16 protein-coding genes are annotated in these 16983 nt (G+C 60.5%); 6 read left to right on the forward strand and 10 right to left on the reverse strand.

Annotated features, from left to right (window positions below; translation table 11 throughout):
• Window positions 1-102: 102 nt before the first annotated feature.
• The gene (locus C9411_RS04245; protein ID WP_107226596.1) at window positions 103-453 is read right to left on the reverse strand and encodes a cyclophilin-like fold protein; all 351 of its coding nucleotides are present in this window, start codon (window positions 451-453) and stop codon (window positions 103-105) included.
• Window positions 454-686: 233 nt separating this feature from the next.
• Between C9411_RS04245 and C9411_RS04250 the strand changes: the two genes are divergently transcribed.
• Entirely contained in the window at window positions 687-1586 is a 900-nt protein-coding gene (locus C9411_RS04250; RefSeq protein ID WP_107226483.1) for a LysR family transcriptional regulator, read from the forward strand.
• An 86-nt stretch (window positions 1587-1672) separates the two neighbouring features.
• Here the strand turns inward: C9411_RS04250 and C9411_RS04255 are convergent, their stop codons facing one another.
• On the reverse strand, window positions 1673-2245 hold the full coding sequence (locus tag C9411_RS04255; protein ID WP_107226484.1) for a hypothetical protein: 573 nt from the start codon (window positions 2243-2245) through the stop codon (window positions 1673-1675).
• Window positions 2246-2374: 129 nt separating this feature from the next.
• On the opposite strand from C9411_RS04255, the gene C9411_RS04260 reads away from it, so the two are divergent.
• Window positions 2375-3265: a LysR substrate-binding domain-containing protein gene (locus tag C9411_RS04260; protein ID WP_107226485.1), complete on the forward strand. Its 891-nt coding sequence runs from the start codon at window positions 2375-2377 to the stop codon at window positions 3263-3265.
• Here the strand turns inward: C9411_RS04260 and C9411_RS04265 are convergent.
• From C9411_RS04265 to C9411_RS04295, 7 genes are all read right to left on the reverse strand, one after another.
• Window positions 3262-3990, reverse strand: a complete 729-nt coding sequence (locus C9411_RS04265) for a PA1136 family autoinducer-binding transcriptional regulator (protein ID WP_107226486.1) — start codon at window positions 3988-3990, stop codon at window positions 3262-3264. The two genes, C9411_RS04260 and C9411_RS04265, sit on opposite strands and share 4 nt — an antisense overlap.
• On the reverse strand, window positions 3987-4862 hold the full coding sequence (gene hchA, locus C9411_RS04270) for a glyoxalase III HchA (protein ID WP_063989292.1): 876 nt from the start codon (window positions 4860-4862) through the stop codon (window positions 3987-3989). Before hchA ends, C9411_RS04265 begins: the two co-directional genes overlap by 4 nt.
• Window positions 4863-4963: 101 nt before the next feature.
• Window positions 4964-5731, reverse strand: coding sequence for an ABC transporter ATP-binding protein (locus tag C9411_RS04275; protein WP_063989291.1), 768 nt, complete (start codon window positions 5729-5731; stop codon window positions 4964-4966).
• On the reverse strand, window positions 5718-6728 hold the full coding sequence (locus tag C9411_RS04280; protein ID WP_107226487.1) for an iron ABC transporter permease: 1011 nt from the start codon (window positions 6726-6728) through the stop codon (window positions 5718-5720). Before C9411_RS04280 ends, C9411_RS04275 begins: the two co-directional genes overlap by 14 nt.
• Before the next feature lie 43 nt (window positions 6729-6771).
• Window positions 6772-7848, reverse strand: coding sequence for an ABC transporter substrate-binding protein (locus tag C9411_RS04285; protein ID WP_233221869.1), 1077 nt, complete (start codon window positions 7846-7848; stop codon window positions 6772-6774).
• Between the two features lie 46 nt (window positions 7849-7894).
• Window positions 7895-8293: a hypothetical protein gene (locus C9411_RS04290; RefSeq protein WP_223182167.1), complete on the reverse strand. Its 399-nt coding sequence runs from the start codon at window positions 8291-8293 to the stop codon at window positions 7895-7897.
• 16 nt (window positions 8294-8309) lie between these two features.
• Complete coding sequence (locus tag C9411_RS04295) at window positions 8310-9680, reverse strand: MFS transporter (protein WP_063989289.1); 1371 nt, start codon at window positions 9678-9680, stop codon at window positions 8310-8312.
• Window positions 9681-10014: 334 nt separating this feature from the next.
• On the opposite strand from C9411_RS04295, the gene amiA reads away from it, so the two are divergent.
• Together amiA and C9411_RS04305 are read left to right on the forward strand one after the other, a co-directional pair.
• Window positions 10015-10845 carry an N-acetylmuramoyl-L-alanine amidase AmiA gene (gene amiA / locus C9411_RS04300; RefSeq protein WP_107226488.1) on the forward strand — a complete coding sequence of 277 codons (831 nt, stop codon included), beginning with the start codon at window positions 10015-10017 and terminating at the stop codon, window positions 10843-10845.
• A 54-nt stretch (window positions 10846-10899) separates the two neighbouring features.
• Entirely contained in the window at window positions 10900-11952 is a 1053-nt protein-coding gene (locus C9411_RS04305) for a porin (protein WP_107226489.1), read from the forward strand.
• 66 nt (window positions 11953-12018) lie between these two features.
• On the opposite strand, the gene C9411_RS04310 is transcribed toward C9411_RS04305, so the two are convergent.
• Complete coding sequence (locus C9411_RS04310; RefSeq protein WP_038877959.1) at window positions 12019-12849, reverse strand: alpha/beta fold hydrolase; 831 nt, start codon at window positions 12847-12849, stop codon at window positions 12019-12021.
• 199 nt (window positions 12850-13048) lie between these two features.
• Between C9411_RS04310 and C9411_RS04315 the strand changes: the two genes are divergently transcribed.
• The gene (locus tag C9411_RS04315; protein WP_233221870.1) at window positions 13049-14473 is read left to right on the forward strand and encodes a coniferyl aldehyde dehydrogenase; all 1425 of its coding nucleotides are present in this window, start codon (window positions 13049-13051) and stop codon (window positions 14471-14473) included.
• Between the two features lie 259 nt (window positions 14474-14732).
• Window positions 14733-16928: a catalase/peroxidase HPI gene (gene katG, locus C9411_RS04320; RefSeq protein ID WP_107226491.1), complete on the forward strand. Its 2196-nt coding sequence runs from the start codon at window positions 14733-14735 to the stop codon at window positions 16926-16928.
• Window positions 16929-16983 lie beyond the last annotated feature (55 nt).

Here is a 16983-nt window from a genome sequence, read left to right on the forward strand (position 1 = left end):
ATGTCAGCTTCCCCGCGCCCTCAGCTTTCCAAAAGGCGCTGATACGGCATAAGGGGATGGGACGGTGATAAGGGAAAAGCGCGGTGCGGAAGATGTTGCAGGTCAGTCTGCGGCCCTAATCTGTACCGCTAGCGGTCCGCGACGCTCCAGGGCTGGCAGTCCGGAATCGATTTTCCCTAGCGGGATCAGTGAACGGGCGTAAGGTCTGCCCTGGACAAAAATCGCCAGATTGCCCCACGGCGTATAGAAAGTGATATCCCCGGCTTCCGGCGTCATGCCGTCCGGTGCGTGTGCCGTGGAAAGCCTGCGTGGCAGATTGCTGATGCGCTCAATATCGGCATAGTCTTCCAGCGTCAGGCTGAGGGGAAGCAGTGACGCAAAATCCCGTCCCGTCGGCGTGTCAAAAAGGGTAGCGGTGGCGGTTTCTCCATCCACAATGATCTCAATTTTCATAAGCGTCTCCCGTGCTCCTCCTCGGTCATGGCCATCCGCCATAACGGACTGCGTGACGAAAAGCAGGCCGGCAAAGAGAGTCAGCAACAGTGACGTTCTGCGGTGGGCGTTTTGCATAAAGGTTAACGTTGACTTTTTCATTCCGTTATTGTTACCAATATGCAGCGGGTTAACTAGCTAATGAATACTTAATGCCCTTATAAGTAAAATTTATAAATAGACTGGAAATGAACATGGCCAGACGTAATCTCAACGATTTACTCTCTTTCATCACCGTGGCGCGGGAAGGCAGCTTTACACGCGCGGCCGCGCAGCTTGGTGTGACCCAGCCCGCACTGAGCCAGGCGATTTCCGGATTGGAAGAACGGATGCAAATCCGCCTGCTGACGCGAACCACGCGCAGCGTGTCAGTGACTGCTGCAGGGGAACGCCTGCTACAGTCTGTGGGCCATCGCATTGATGAGATTGAGGCCGAGTTGGACATGCTGACGGCACTGCGGGATAAGCCTGCAGGGATCGTTCGGATTACCTGCGGGCCGAACGTGCTGAAAACCACCCTGCTGCCCAAACTGACACCGCTGTTACGCGAATATCCGGATATCCAAATTGAATTCGACGCCAACCACGGGTTCCGGGACATCGTGGCGGACCGTTTTGACGCAGGTGTGCGGCTCGGAGACACCATCGACAAGGATATGATAGCCGTACCTATCGGTCCGAAAATGCGCATGGCAGCGGTGGCCGCCCCTGAATATTTCGCTCTTCATCCTGCCCCTCAAACACCACGCGATCTCACGCAACACATCTGTATCAATGAACGGATGGTGCGTTCCGGGAAAATATATGCCTGGGAATTTGAGCAGGCGAGCGGCAAGTTCAATGTCCGGGTTCAAGGACAATTAACTTTTAATACATCGGATCATGTTGTTGATGCTGCGCTGGCCGGGCTCGGGATTGCCTTTTTACCTGAAGAGGAATTTGGTTCGCATATTAGCGAGGGGCGTCTGATTCGAGTACTTGAACCCTGGTGCCTGCCATTTCCGGGTTACTATCTGTATTATCCCAGCCGTAAGCAACCGTCTCCGGCGTTTTCTCTCGTTGTTGATGCATTACGGATTAACCGAAAACTCTGATGCTGAAATTATCTGAATAATATCCCCACAAACACCAACAGGCCCGCCCCGCCCCCCCAAGCAGGCCTTTGTCCCTCCGCAATGTCTCAGCCTCGATCCCGCTCTGCAACCCGCGCCATCAACGCCCCCAACAACGCCAGATCGACCAGCAACGCCAGCGCGAAACAGCTCCCTCTCGCGCCCGGTGCAGCGTAGGTTTGAATCAGCAAAGCGGCAACCCCCACGGCCACGATGGTCACCACCGTCGTCAGCCGGCACGCCACGGCGAACACCGTTTTCTCCCCCACCGCCGTGCGGTAAGCTACGCCCTGCCCCAGGCCGCCGAGGGCGATGCCCGCCAGCAGAACCGGCCAGCCGTGGCCACCGAACAGCATCAGCAGCGTCAATAGCCATCCCGCCGCCGCCAGCAAAAAGCCATAGCGGAGCATAGCCAGCGCAGGCCGGTTCCGCAGCGGCTGCCAGCGGGCCAGCGCGGCGCCGCCGAGAAACGCCAGCGCCAATGCCGTCAGCAGCATCAGCGTTGCGCCGATGCCCAGCAGGCTTTCGGTCTTCAGCAGCAAGGCGCCCGCGGCCACCGGCACGCTGAGCGCCAAGGCGCTCGCCGCCGTTCCCGTGTGTTCCATGGCGCCCAGGGCGCCGTTGTTGATATAGAGGCTCATCGTTCACTCCCGACATGATGGAAATGATGAAATAAATTCATTTCCCTGTTCACATGTCAGTAGCCTATCTCTTGTATAATCGGTCAGACAAACTCATAGTTTTCAGCCTTAGATGAGAATAACTCAGCCATGAGAAAAACCCGTTTGCCGCCGCTGGGCGCGCTGCGCGCCTTCCACGCCGTGGCCGGCTGCCGCAGCTTCAAACTGGCCGCCGAGGCGCTGGGCGTCAGCGCGACGGCGGTCAGCCATCAGATCAAGCTGCTGGAATCGGTGTTGGAGTGCCGGGTGTGCGAGCGCAGCGCGCAGGGCGTCAGCCTGACCGAGACCGGCGAGATCCTGTATGCCGGCACCCAGCGCGCCTTTGCCGCGCTGGAGCAGTCCGTTGCCCAAATCACCCGCGCCCAGCAGCCGCCGGCGCTGACCGTCACCACCACCTCCAATTTTCTCACCCACTGGCTGGTGCCGCGCCTGGCGGATTTCAAGGCGGAGTTTCCCGCCATCGATCTTCGCCTGCACACCAGCGTCGAGCGGGTGGATCTCAACCAGCGCACCGTGGACGTCGCCATTCGCTACCGTGAAACGCCGGAAAGCGATCTGCACTGCACCCTGCTGCATGAGGACCGCTTTATCGTGGTGGCCAGCCCGGCGCTGGCGCTGGAGCGCAGCGAGGATTTGCAGCGGGTAACGCTGTTTCACGTGGCGCATCGGCAGGTGCCCGCCGACTCGCCGACCTGGGAAAACTGGCGGCGGCGCTACGGGCCGGAAGGGTTGAACGTGGAAGCCGGGCTGACCTTCAGCGATGAGACGCATGCGCTGCAGGCGGCGGTGGCCGGCCAGGGAGTGGTGATCGCCAGCCGGCTACTGGCGCGCGATTTATTGCAGCGCGGCGTGCTGGCCGCGCCGTTCGAGACGGCGTTACCCGGCGCCAACTATTATCTGGTGGCCACCGAAGAAACCGCGCATCGCCCCGATATCATTGCGCTGCGCGAGTGGCTGCTGCGGCAAATGGCGGCGGGCTAACGGCTCTCGGGGGCGATTTCCCCCAGGCGGATCGCCACGCTGATCGCCTGCGCGGTGGTGGCGGCGCCAAGGCGCTGGCGAATGCGCCGCAGGTGGTTTTCCACCGTGCGTTCAGACAGGCCGAGCATCGCGGCGATATCCGCCTGCCGCCGGCCGATGGCGGTCCAGCTCAGCACCTCGCGCTCGCGCGCCGACAACCGCCCCTCTCCCTCGCCGGCCGCCGGTGCGAACAGCCGCCGCGCCGCCTGAAAGGCCGCCGAGCCTACGAGCGACAGCGCCAGCCGCACCGGCGGCGAGGCATCGATGCGCTCGCCCCCCAGGCTGACGGCGCCCTCCAAACCGGCCGGGCCAAATATCGGGATCTGCACGCCGTGCAGGCCCGCGCCGCGCGGCGTGCGCACAATCCGGTAGCGCTCGCCCTGCTCCGCCCAGGTTTTGGTCCAGAAAAACGGCTCGCTGACCCGCAGCATATGCCGGGTCACCGGGCAGTGCCGCACGTAGGTCAACGCATCGACGGCCTCGCCGTCGCCGAACCAGTCGCCCTCGACCCAATAGATATGCTCGATCCCCGCCTCCGCCGCGGCGGAAGCGGAAAACAGCACAAAGCGATCGAAGCCGAACGGCGCGGCAAAGGCGCGAACCCGCCCCTGAATGGCGGACAGGGTTCGCTCGTGGTCCATCGCCAGCGCCGTCTGGAAAGCGCGCTGCGCGATCTCGTCGCTCATCGCGCGGCGACGTCGGCCAACAGCGTCTCCGCCGCCAGCTTGCCGAGGTTGTTGGAGGCCAGCGGGCTGTCTCCGGTCAGCAGGCGCCGATCTTTATGCACCTTGCCGGTGATGTCGGCGTTGACGATCTTCACGCCCCGCTCGCGCAGGCGTTCGCCCACCAGCCAGGGCATCGGGCCGGGGATGTAGCCGATGTCGATGTTGGCGCCGGTATCGAGCGAGTCCGGGAACACGCACATTTCATAGCCGCGATAGAGGAAATCGTCTTTGCTCTCGCCGATGCCCGCCGCCAGCAGGCCCGCCGGCCCGTGGCACAGCGAGATCACGTAGCGATCGTTGTCGTGCGCCCAGTGCAGGGTCTTTTTCACCTCTTCGCTGAACGGGATATCATTGAGCACGCCGTGGCCGCCGGGGATGAAAACGCCGAGGTAGTTGCCGCCGTCCAGATCCTTCACCACCTCCGTCAGCTTTTTCGGCTGCTTGAGTTGGCTGCGGTACTTCTCGTAGGTGGCCTTGACCGCTTCGTCTTCCTGCGGGAACGCCCACATCTCCAGCTTCACCGGATCGCCGGACGGCGTGGCGATGTCGATCTCGAAACCGGCCAGATCCAGGTGATACATCGGTAACAGCATCTCGACCGGGTGGTTGCCGGTAGAGAAGAACTTGCCGTTTTGCATCAGCAGGTAGCGCTCCTGCGAGGCGATCATCAGCACCTTCCACTTGCCGCCGCGATAGGCGTTCGGGTAGCTGGCGCCCGCGAAGTCGGTTTTGGACGAGGTGTACTGGCTGAGGGAGTAAGGCGATGGGAAGAACGCGTTGTCTTCCGCCACATCCGGGGTGGGATTACGATCGTTGGACACTGAATCAGTCATGATTATCTCCATATTCACCGTTACGTTGCCCTTTCAGCTTAAATAACCGCCGGCGGGGCCGCAATGAGGGATATCCCTCAAGCAATCTTTGCAGCCGAAACTCAGGCGAGATTGCGCAGAGCGATAATAAAGGTTTCTTCGCCGGCGCCCTGGTGTTCATAGTGGCACTTTCTTACCGGCACCCGAAAATAGCGCTCCAGGATATCTTCCCGCAGCACAGCGCTTTTAACGCCAAACAACGACTGCCGTTTTGTCATCAGTAAACACTTGTCGGAGATGCGTTCGGCGTAATTGAGGAAATGCGTATTCAGCACGATCGTCATCTGCCGCTCTTTGGCGAGGCGCCAGAGCATCTCGATCATTTTTGCCTGATTGTAAAAATCCAGGTTCGACTCCGGTTCATCAAGGATCATGACGTCAGGATCTGCCATCAGCGCCTTGGCGAAATAACACATCTGCAGTTCACCGCCGCTGATCTGATCGATGCTTTTCTGCGCCAACGGGCCGATTTCCAGGGATTGCAGCACCGCCTGCGCCCTGGCGAAATCGCGCTTTCCCGGCCGGGCAAACAGTCCGGCCTGACGAACGCAGCCGAAAGTGACAAACTCGAGTACGCCATAGGAAAAATGTGGCGCCTTCGCCTGCGGCACATAGGCCAGGCGTGCCTCTCGATTATCGACGCGGCCGATCTCGCACCAGCCGGCGCTGGGCCGACACAGGCCCGCAATATTTCTCAGCAGCGTCGTTTTGCCGGCGCCGTTCGGGCCCAGCACGCTGAGGATCTCGCCGCGCTTCAGCTCGAAGCTGACGTTGTCGAAAATGGGCTCCCGCCCTTTGAAACCAAAGGATAGCCGGCTAGCGGTGATCATATCGATTACCCATAATAAAAAGCGTGGCGAAAAGCGGCGCACCGATCAGCGCGGTCAGGATGCCGATCGGGATTTCTGCGTAGGTGGCGCCTCTGGCGATATTGTCTATCACCAGCAAAAACAACGCCCCGCTCAGCGCCGAGGCCGGGATCAGGCGGCCGTGGTTATACCCCAGCACGCTTCTCACCAGATGCGGGATCACCAAGCCGACCCATCCCACCACGCCGGCCAAGCTCACCGAGGCGGAAACCAGCAAGGAGGCGGCGATCAGCAGCAGGATCTTCAACCGGGGCGGATTCAGGCCGGCAATGCGCGCCTCGTCGTCCCCCAGCGAGAGAATGTTCATTTTCCATCTGAGCCGATAGATTGTCAGGTAACACGCCGCAAACAGCGGGATTAGCCAATAGACCTGCGCTTTCGCTACCGAAGCGAAGCTGCCCATCAGCCAGAAGACGATCGCCGGCAAGGTATCCTGCGGATCGGCGACATATTTTATGACCGAGACAAACGCGATAAACAACGACGCGATAATCATACCGGACAGGATCGTCGTCAGCGCATCCTGCCGGCGTTTCAGGCGGCAGATGCCGAGCACCAGCAGCAGGCTCACCACGCCGAAAAGAAACGACAGCATGGCACTCAGGGCAAAAGGCAAACTCAATAAAATGCCCAGCGCAGCGCCAAAGGCGGAGGCGGAAGACGTGCCCAGCACATCCGGGCTGGCCAACGCGTTTTTCAGCACCGCCTGAAAGGTCGCGCCGGCGACCGCCAACCCACCGCCCACCAGCATCACCGCCACCACCCGCGGCGCACGCAGGTTAAAAATCACCGAATAGCGGGCCTGGTTTTCCCCCGGCATGTTCCCCTGCCATAAAATCTGCACCACATCATGGGCCGACAAGGCGTAGCGGCCGGCAAACAGTGATGCGACGGCGGCCACACACAAGGCCAAAAACAGCCCCACCAGGATCGCCACATATTTTCCTCTGCCCGACATCCCCAAGCTACCCCCATTAAGTGAATGCTATTCAACCGTGGCACTAGCGCTGTGCCAGCACCTCATCCAGCAACCGGTCCGGGATGGCATAGGAGAACATCGTCTGATAATAGCGGCGCGTCTCCTCCCGCAGCGTCTTGTCGCTAATGTCTTCAGGGGCATAGCGGTTGATCATAAACAGCGGCAGCAGTGACGTTTCCGCCGACAGGCCCCCCCAGTTGTGAATGCCCACCGGCGTCGAGAAAACCTTGCCGTTTTTTACCGCCCTGAGCGTTTCCCAGGCCTGACCGGGGATCCCCCCGTGCAGCAGCGCTTTGGCGCTGCCGAAAACCACGAAAATCACATCCGGGTCCCAGGCCATGATCTGCTCCATCGAAACGTTGATGTACCTGCCGGCATCCCCTTTCACCGGCAAATCCCCGGCGACGTTGTCCATACCGGCCATTTTCAGGTAGGTGTCGCCGTAGGTATGCGGACCACTCACCTTCAGCTGCCTGCCGTCACTTTCTTCGAGATACAACGCCCTGACGTGCTGCGCATGGATGGCGGCGGCATAGGGGCGGATCTGCTTCAGGGTCTTTTCCCAGGCGTCTTTGAATTTGTGCGTGCGCGGCAGGCCGAGCGTGTCGGCGAAAGTGTTCTCCCAATACACCTGGGTGGCCATCGGCTGGTATTTTGTCTCCCCGCCGGCATCCAGATCGACGGTCATCACGCCCGCCCTTTCCAGCCGATCGTCCTGGCTTTTGCCGTAGTAATAAATAATGTCGGGCCGGAGATTCATTAACGATTCCATGTTGACCCGGTAGTCCTTATTGATGAAGGCGGAGGTGATCCTGCCGATGTCAGGCTTCATGTCCTTCAATACATGCCTATCGGCATGCATGAACGCCCAGGGCCCCACGCCGACGACGTGCCGGTAGGCCGCCTCGTTCGCCAGGATCACGCCGAAGGGGCAGTTGCCGGTGATGACGATCCGCGGATAGCTGCCGGGCAGCGTTTGCGCCGCCACGCTTTGTGGCGGTTCGGCCGCCGCCGGCTGGCCGGCGGTGGCGCAAGGCGCCGTCGGCAAGGCGAATATTGCCAGCAGAGCGGTGGCGATAAATTTCACTGTGACGCACATGGTGCCTCCTGTGCGCACGCTCGGCGGCGTGCGTCGATGGGCTGCTTTAGGCCGACGCGGCGATGCCGGCGGCCATGATGGTGATCCCGGCCACAAACACGATTGCCGTGGTGGCGACCGCGCCGCCGCCGACCAACGCGGCGGTTTTTCCTGTGGAAAGGTCTTTGCGTTGCAGGAAAGAGAGCTGCGACAGGGGAATGATTTTTCCGCTGTCGGCAACCAAGTCTTTCGGTTCAACCTTCGCCACCGTCAGCTCGCCGCCGCTGCCGTCCTTCAGACCATATTTCAACTGGTCGCCGACATAGACCGGCGGCTGCAGCAGGTAATATTGGCTATTGAGCCCCGTCTCTTTTTGTTGCAACGCCACGTCGTGGTAGGTCGTGCAGCCGGCAAGGGAAAACGCCGCCATCCCGATAACCAACGGCACTAATGGGATAAATCGCATGGGAAACCTCGTGCTTCTATTTGCTGGTTTTTAACGTAACGGCGGACTTGAAGCGCATATAGCTCACCACCAGAGAAAGGAACGAGAATGCCGCCCCCGCCATTAAACTGATATTCGTCGCTTGCGCGCCCCGCATATTGAAGAAAATCGCCACTAACGCCGAACCGACGATTTGCCCGATCAATCGGGAGCTGCCCAACAGGCCGCTGGCGATGCTGCTGTTTTCATGGGAGACCGAGGTCATGATCAGCAGGTTGTTCGGTGATTGAAACAGGCCAAAACCGATGCCGCACAGCGCCACGCGCCATACGATCGCCCCATTCGACGGATTGCTGGGCAGATTGGCCATCAGCAGCATGCCTGCCAGCAGACAGGCAAGGCCTGAGAGGGCAACAAGATTGGGATCGTACTTCTTGGCCAAATCGCCGGAAATCAGCGAAGACGCCATGGTGGCCAGCGGCCAGGCGGTCAGCAACAGACCGATATCCACCACGTTTCTTTGCAGGACATTGTGGAAATAGAAAGGCAGCGATACAAAAGCCAAAAGCTGGGTGCTGTAGGACAGCATCGACATCAGCAAAGACAATGACAGCGTCGGGTTATGCAGCATCGCGATCGGGATCAGCGCGGCGTTGGCCTTTCTTTTCTGATTGATGTACAGCAACCCGGCCAGCCCGGCGAATACCGCAAAGCTGAGCGCCGCCGCCGGCAGATGGTGGGTGGTCATGCTCATGGTGCTGAGCGAGAAAGCGATGAACAGCACAAACACCAACAGGGCGCCCCCGCGGTCGAATCCAACGCTGCGCCGCTCGCGGGGGGCCAGGAAGATCAGGCTCAGCAGCAGCGACAGGCAGGCGATGGGAACATTGATGGTAAACAGCCAGTTCCAGCTCGTTTGCGAAAGTATCGCCGAGGCGATGGACGGCCCGGCGGCGGCGGAAACCGACACCACCATCACGTTTATGCCCAGGCCGCGCCCCAGCAGCCTTTCCGGGTATATCTCCTTGATCAGCGCCGCATTGACGCTGAGCACCGCCGCCGCGCCGAAGCCCTGTATTACCCTGAATGCCGTCAGCATCGATAGCGTCGTGGACAGCGCGCAGCCCAAGGATGAAAAAGCGAACAGCACCACCCCGGCTATAAAGATCTTTTTATTGCCCACCGCGCGGCCCAGCGCCGCGAAGGGCATCAAAGAGGCAACGACGGCAAACTGGTAGGCATTAATAATCATGATGGAGGCCGATTCGGAAACGCCGAAATCTTTGGCGATCACCGGCAGCGCCACGTTGGCGATGGTACTGTCGAGCATGGCGATGACCGTGCTTAACGAGACGGCGAGAACGGCGAATATATTTAATGTCTCTTTTTCCTGGTGTTTAAAAGTCATGTTAACGCTCCAAAAACGTGAGTGGCTTCATGCCGGCGGCAAAGACCCCGTTTTTTATCCGTTTTAGTGATTACGTTATAACATATCAACTAAAGAGGAGAATAAATCTCATTTGAAATATTGGATTAAATAGTGTGTCAAAATAAGAATTAACAAATACAAAACAAATAAATATCAATACGAACATTCAATAAACAAAATAAATGCAGTATAAAAAACCAGTTGATTTAAGGAATGACATTAAAAGTAACAGCCGCTAACAGACAACCTCGCCGGCGCGTAAATTTGTTATGTTATAACAAAAACACCCTTTCCTTTTATGCTGGTTACCCTTATGGCTAAGACGGACCTTTTGAACACCCGGTTATCTCGCCGCAGAATGATGTTGGCAGGGCTGGCAACCTTGGCGCTGAACGGCGCCATTTCCCCGCTGGCTCACGCCCACGGTTTGCCGCGCCCCACACCTCACGGGGCGCGAAAAAGATTCCTGGTCATGTTGGATCCCGGTCATGGCGGCATCGACTCCGGTGCCATTGGCCACACCGGTTCACTGGAAAAACATGTCGTTCTGGAGATCGCCAGAAATGTGCGTGCACAGCTCGATCGACACGGCATCGATGCCCGCCTGACGCGCGACAGCGACGTTTTTATTCCACTTTACGATCGGGTGGAGATCGCGCACCGGCATGGCGCGGATCTTTTCATGTCCATCCACGCCGACGGTTTTACCTGCCCCAGCGCCTGCGGCGCTTCGGTTTTTGCGCTTTCCAATAAAGGTGCCAGCAGCGCGATGGCAAAATACTTATCGAACAGTGAAAACGCGGCAGACGATCTCGCCGGCCCTAACGTCATCAAGAAAGACCGCTATTTGCAGAAGATACTGTTTGATTTGGAGCAGACGGAAACGATCAAAGAAAGCCTGGCGCTGGGCTCACACCTGATTCAACATATTGCGCCCATCCATCATTTGCATGCCAAAAATACCGAACAGGCGGCCTTCGTGGTCTTAAAGTCCCCGTATATTCCTTCCGTTTTGGTGGAAACCTCTTTCATCACCAACCCTGAGGAAGAAAAGCTGCTCGGCACCCCCGCCTTTCGAAATAAAATTGCCACGGCGATCGCTCAGGGGATCGTCAGCTACTTTAAACGCGAAACGCACGCTTAAGCTTCGCCGGGGCGGCAAGCTCACGGGCTTGCCGCGCACAGGGACGGTGCCATCATGATAAAACGCAATCCTCGTTATTTTTCGGCGGGCATGCTTTTCCCCCTGCTGGCCTTGTTACCGCGCGGCGCCTTCGCCGTGTCGTTGACGGGATCGCAGCAAAACAGCCTGAATTTCTACGGCACGATTATCGCCAGACGCTACAGCGGCCACAACGAACGCGACGACGGCGACCGCAGCTACCTCTATTTCGGCCTGATAGGTAAAAAAAAGATCGCGCCGTGCTGGCGGGCCTACGCCCACTGGGAATATACCGTCAGCTTCGCCGACGCGACGCGCAACAGCACCCGGCTCGCCTATATCGGCGTGCAAAACGCCGCCCTGGGCAGCCTCGATATCGGCCGCAACTGGGGCGTGCTTTATGATGTGACCGCCCTGACCGATCGCTCTCCGCTGTTTAGAGAGATGGCCTACAACTACATCGACAACTTTATGCGCGGCCGGGCGCATAACCTGCTCACTTACCGCCAACCTTTCAGCCTGTTTCAGCGGCGCGCCGCCATCGCGCTGCAATACCAGTTCAAAGACGGCGACGAACGGCAAGCACCGGGCAAACAAAACGGCAACGGATTCGGCGCCTCGTTCCGTTATGCGCTGACGCCGACGCTCAGCCTCATCGCCGCCGCCTCGGCGTCTCAAACCACGCAGCGGCAGCAACACGCCGCCGGTTATCGCCGGCGCATCGACACGCTGGCCGAAGGGGTTCTCTATGCGTCGAAAAAAATCTATCTTGCAGCCGTATTCACCCAAAGCGACAACGCCATCAGCCCGCAACAAACCGTTAACCGCGGTTCGGCGTCAAGTTACGAAGCGCTCGCCAAATATCGGCTGACGGACCATATCCAACCCAACATCGGCTATACCCGCTTGATACAGGCCCGGGCAGGCCGGAACACGGACTTATTGAACTATGAGGAGTTGGGGGTCACCTGGTTGCTCAACAGCAATATGCAGGTGTTCATTAACTATGAATTCAATAACCTTTCGCAGCACGCGCCCGGCGTCGATACGTCAGACAAGCTCGATATGGGCATCAGCTATCATTGGTGATCCGCTCGCTCGCAGCCAATAAAAAGCCCCGCCCGGTAAGGGGCGAGGCTCGCGAGCGTTGAGTCTTTAACTGTTCACGAACGCCAGCAGATCGGCGTTGACCTGATCGGCATGGGTGGTCGGGATGCCGTGCGGCGCGCCCTTATAGGTATGGAGCGTGCCGTTTTGCACCAGCTTGGCCGACAGCACGCCGGAGTCCTGATAAGGCACCACCTGGTCGTCGTCGCCGTGGATCACCAGCACCGGAATGGCGATCTTCTTGAGATCCTCGGTGAAATCGGTCTGCGAGAAGGCGACGATGCCGTCGTAGTGCGCCTTGGCGCCGCCCATCATGCCCTGGCGCCACCAGTTCCAGATGATCGCCTCAGACGGTTTGGCGCCCGGGCGGTTATAGCCGTAGAACGGGCCGGCCGGCACGTCGTAATAGAACTGCGCCCGGTTGGCGGCCAGCTGCGCCTGGAAATCATCGAACACCGCTTTGGGGGTACCCTGCGGATTGGCGTCGGTTTTTACCATCAGCGGCGGCACCGCGCTGATCAGCACCGCTTTGGACACCTTGTCCTCGCCGTGGCGCACGATATAGCGCACCACCTCGCCGCCGCCCGTCGAGTGGCCCACGTGCATCGCGCCCTGCACGCCCAGGTGTTTTACCACCGCGGCGACGTCATCGGCGTAGTGGTCCATGTCGTGCCCTTCCGACACCTGGCTGGAGCGGCCGTGGCCGCGGCGATCGTGCGCGACGACCCGGAATCCTTTGTTCACGAAGAACAGCATCTGGGCATCCCAGTCATCGCTGGACAACGGCCAGCCGTGGTGGAAGTAGATAACCTTGCCGTTTTTGGGGCCCCAATCCTTATAGAAAATCTCGACGCCATCGCTGGTCGTTACGTAACCCATGTCGTTTCTCCCATTTACACTATGGTTAAAAAAGAAGGTATATACTGCGCGCGGCGCCGGGATCTCTGGCTCCCTCATCCCGGTTGGCCGACGATCTTGCGTTGATCGTTTAACGAGTATAGGTTTAAAGCTCACTTTAAGGTCAAACCGGGTTAGGCAAACCGCATTCCCGCTTTCACTCGGCATCAGGAGAATTCAAGTGCAGGGAGATGACATCCTCATGACGCTGGAGCAACGGCTTGCCGCCCAACGTCATGCCTTCCTGCGCGACGGCGCACCGACGATCGCTCAGCGCAAAACCGCCCTGCGCCGCCTGCGGAGCGCCATTTTGGCCGAGCGCGGCGCGCTGACGGCGGCCGTCAGCGCAGACTTCGGCCACCGCTCGCCTTACGAAACCGACATCCTGGAGATCCTGGTCACCGTGCAGGCGATCGATTATCTGCTGCGCCACCTGAAGCGCTTTATGCAGCCGGAACGCCGCCACGTCGCCCTGCCGTACCAGGCCGGGCGCGCCTATGTGCAATACCAACCTAAAGGCGTGATTGGCGTCATGGCGCCGTGGAACTACCCGTTTTCGTTGACCTTCATCCCGCTGGCCACCGCCCTGGCCGCCGGCAACCGCGTGATGCTGAAACCTTCGGAGCTCACGCCGCGCACCAGCCAACTCATCGAAACGATGCTGGCGGCGCTGTTTCCCGCCGATGAGGTCGCGGTGGTGACCGGCGGGCCGGACGTCGGGGCCGGGTTCAGCACGCTGGCGTTCGATCACCTGGTGTTCACCGGCAGCACGGCGATCGGCCGCCAGATCATGCAGGCGGCCGGTAAAAATCTGGTGCCCTTGACGCTCGAGCTGGGCGGCAAAAGCCCCGCCGTCGTGGCGCCCGGCGCGCTCACCGCCAGAACCGTTAACAGCCTGGCGTTCGGCAAGCTGTCGAACGCGGGCCAAACCTGCATCGCACCCGATTACCTGTTGATCCATCAGGACGATGTGGAAAACTTTATCGCGCTCTACGACGCGGCGGTCAAAGCGTTTTACCCCGACGGGCCGACGAGCCATGACTACGGCGCCATCATCAACGACAGGCACTACCACCGTTTGCAGGATCTGCTCACCGACGCCCAGGCGCGGGGCGCGCGGATCGTTCCGGTGGGCCACCGCCCGGACTCGGCGGCGGAACGGCCGAAAACCCTCGCCCCCACGCTGATCGTCAGCGCCCCCGACGACAGCCGAATCATGCAAGAGGAGATCTTCGGGCCGCTGCTGCCGATACGCACCTACGCCGCCTTTGATGAAGCGATCGACGTTATCAACGCCGGGCCGCGCCCGCTGGCGCTGTACTACTTTGGCCCAGGCGGCCCCCTGCAGGACAGGCTGCTGGCGCGCACCACCTCCGGCAACGTCAGCGTCAACGCCACCCTGCTGCATTTTGCCCAGGACGATCTGCCGTTCGGCGGCATCGGCCCCAGCGGCATGGGGGCCTATCACGGCATCGAAGGATTCCGGGCGCTGAGCCACGCCAAGGGCGTCTTCATCCAAAGCCGCTGGCACTTCACCGATCTGCTGCGCGCACCGTTCGGCAAGCTGGCGGACGCGGTGCTCAAGGTGATGCTGCGGCGCCGATAATGCGGCGTGCTGGCTATCGATAACACAGCCATGAATCGCCGCAAGCTATCACAGTATTCAATCATTCCTATTTTATCTCTCCGCCGCCGCTGACTAAGCTTAGCCATGAGTCGCCCTGTGCCCGTTCGCGGCCAAGGCGATGTGATTTCATTGAGTTCAGTCATTTAGCGCAACACCCGACGCAAGCCTGACCCGCATGCCTTGTTAACCGCTCCACGCCCGGCGGCTGGAGCACCTTTACGGAAGCAGAGAGCGCATCATGACAACTGAAAGCAAATGCCCGTTTTCGGGCGGCAAGCAGCCCGCACCGCAAGACGGCCCCACCAATCAGGATTGGTGGCCTAATCAGCTCAGCCTGAAACCGCTGCATCAGCACTCCCCCCTGTCCGATCCGATGGATAAAGACTTCAACTACGCCGATGCCTTCAACAGCCTCGACCTGGCGGCGGTCAAACAGGATCTGCACGCCCTGATGACCGACTCGCAGGCATGGTGGCCGGCGGACTTCGGCCACTACGGCGGCCTGTTCATCCGCATGGCCTGGCACAGCGCCGGCACCTACCGCATCGGCGACGGCCGCGGCGGCGCGGGCGAAGGCCAGCAGCGCTTCGCCCCGCTCAACAGCTGGCCGGACAACGTCAGCCTCGACAAGGCGCGCCGCCTGCTGTGGCCAATCAAACAGAAATACGGCCGCAATATCTCTTGGGCTGACCTGATTATCCTGACCGGCAACGTGGCGCTGGAATCGATGGGCTTCAAAACCTTCGGCTATGCCGGCGGCCGCGCCGACACCTGGGAGCCGGACGACGTCTACTGGGGTTCGGAGAAGATCTGGCTGGAACTGAGCGGCGGGCCAAACAGCCGTTACTCGGGCGACCGTGACCTGGAAGACCCGCTGGCGGCGGTGCAGATGGGCCTGATCTACGTCAACCCGGAAGGCCCGGACGGCAACCCCGATCCGGTGGCCGCCGCGCGCGACATCCGTGAAACCTTCGCCCGCATGGCGATGAACGACGAAGAAACCGTGGCGCTGATCGCCGGCGGCCACACCTTCGGCAAGACCCACGGCGCCGGCCCGGCGTCTAACGTCGGCGCCGATCCGGAAGCGGCCGGGCTGGAGTCGCAGGGCCTCGGCTGGCACAGCACCTTCGGCACCGGCGTCGGCAAAGACGCCATCACCAGCGGCCTGGAAGTCACCTGGACCACCACCCCAACCCAGTGGAACCACGACTTCTTCCGCCACCTGTTCGAATACGAATGGGAGCTGAGCCAAAGCCCGGCCGGCGCGCATCAGTGGGTGGCGAAAGACATCGGTGAAACCATTCCCGACGCCTTCGATCCGAACAAAAAACGCCGCCCGACCATGCTGACCACCGATCTGTCGCTGCGCTTCGATCCGGCCTACGAGAAGATTTCTCGCCGCTTCTATGAGCACCCGGAAGAGCTGGCCGACGCCTTCGCCCGCGCCTGGTTCAAGCTGACCCACCGCGATATGGGGCCACGTGCGCGCTACCTCGGCCCGGAAGTGCCGCAGGAAGAGCTGATTTGGCAGGATCCGATCCCGGCGGTCGATCATCCGCTGATCGACGAGCAGGACATCGCCGCGCTGAAAAACGCCGTGCTGGCTTCCGGCCTGCCGGTGTCGGCGCTGGTCTCCACCGCCTGGGCTTCCGCTTCGAGCTTCCGCGGTTCCGACAAACGCGGCGGTGCCAACGGTGCGCGCATTCGCCTGGCACCGCAAAAAGACTGGGCGGTCAACCAGCCTGCGCAGCTCGCCGCGACGCTGGCCAAGCTGGAGAGCATCCAACGCACCTTCAACGATGCGCAGACCGGCGGCAAGCGCGTCTCGCTGGCGGATCTGATCGTGCTGGCCGGCGCCGCGGGCGTGGAACAGGCGGCGAAGCACGCCGGTTTGGCCCTGACGGTGCCGTTCGCGCCGGGCCGGATGGACGCCTCACAGGAGCAGACCGACGTGGACTCCTTCGAAGCGATGGAGCCGCTCGCCGACGGATTCCGCAACTTCCTGAAGGGCAAATACCGCGTGCCGGCCGAAACGCTGCTGGTCGACAAGGCGCAGCTGCTGACCCTGACCGCGCCGGAAATGACGGTGCTGGTCGGCGGGCTGCGGGTGCTCGGTGCCAACGTCGGCGGCACGCAGCACGGCGTGTTCACCCAGCGGCCGCAGGCGCTGACCAACGACTTCTTCGTCAACCTGCTCGACATGGGCACCACCTGGCACCCGGTCGGTGAAGACGGCCTGTTCGAAGGGCGCGATCGCCGCAGCGGCGCGGTCAAGTGGACCGGCACCCGCGTCGATCTGGTGTTCGGTTCGCACGCGCAGCTGCGCGCGCTGGCCGAAGTCTACGGCAGCGCCGACGCGCAGGAGAAGTTCGTCCACGACTTCGTCGCCGCCTGGAACAAAGTGATGAACCTCGATCGTTTCGATCTGGCCTAACTAAGCGACAGCACAAAGCCCGCCACGGTAAGTCGGCGGGCTTTTTAATCATTGA

This window comes from Serratia sp. Nf2 (genome assembly GCF_003028435.1).
Classification (GTDB): Bacteria; Pseudomonadota; Gammaproteobacteria; order Enterobacterales; family Enterobacteriaceae; genus Serratia; species Serratia marcescens_L.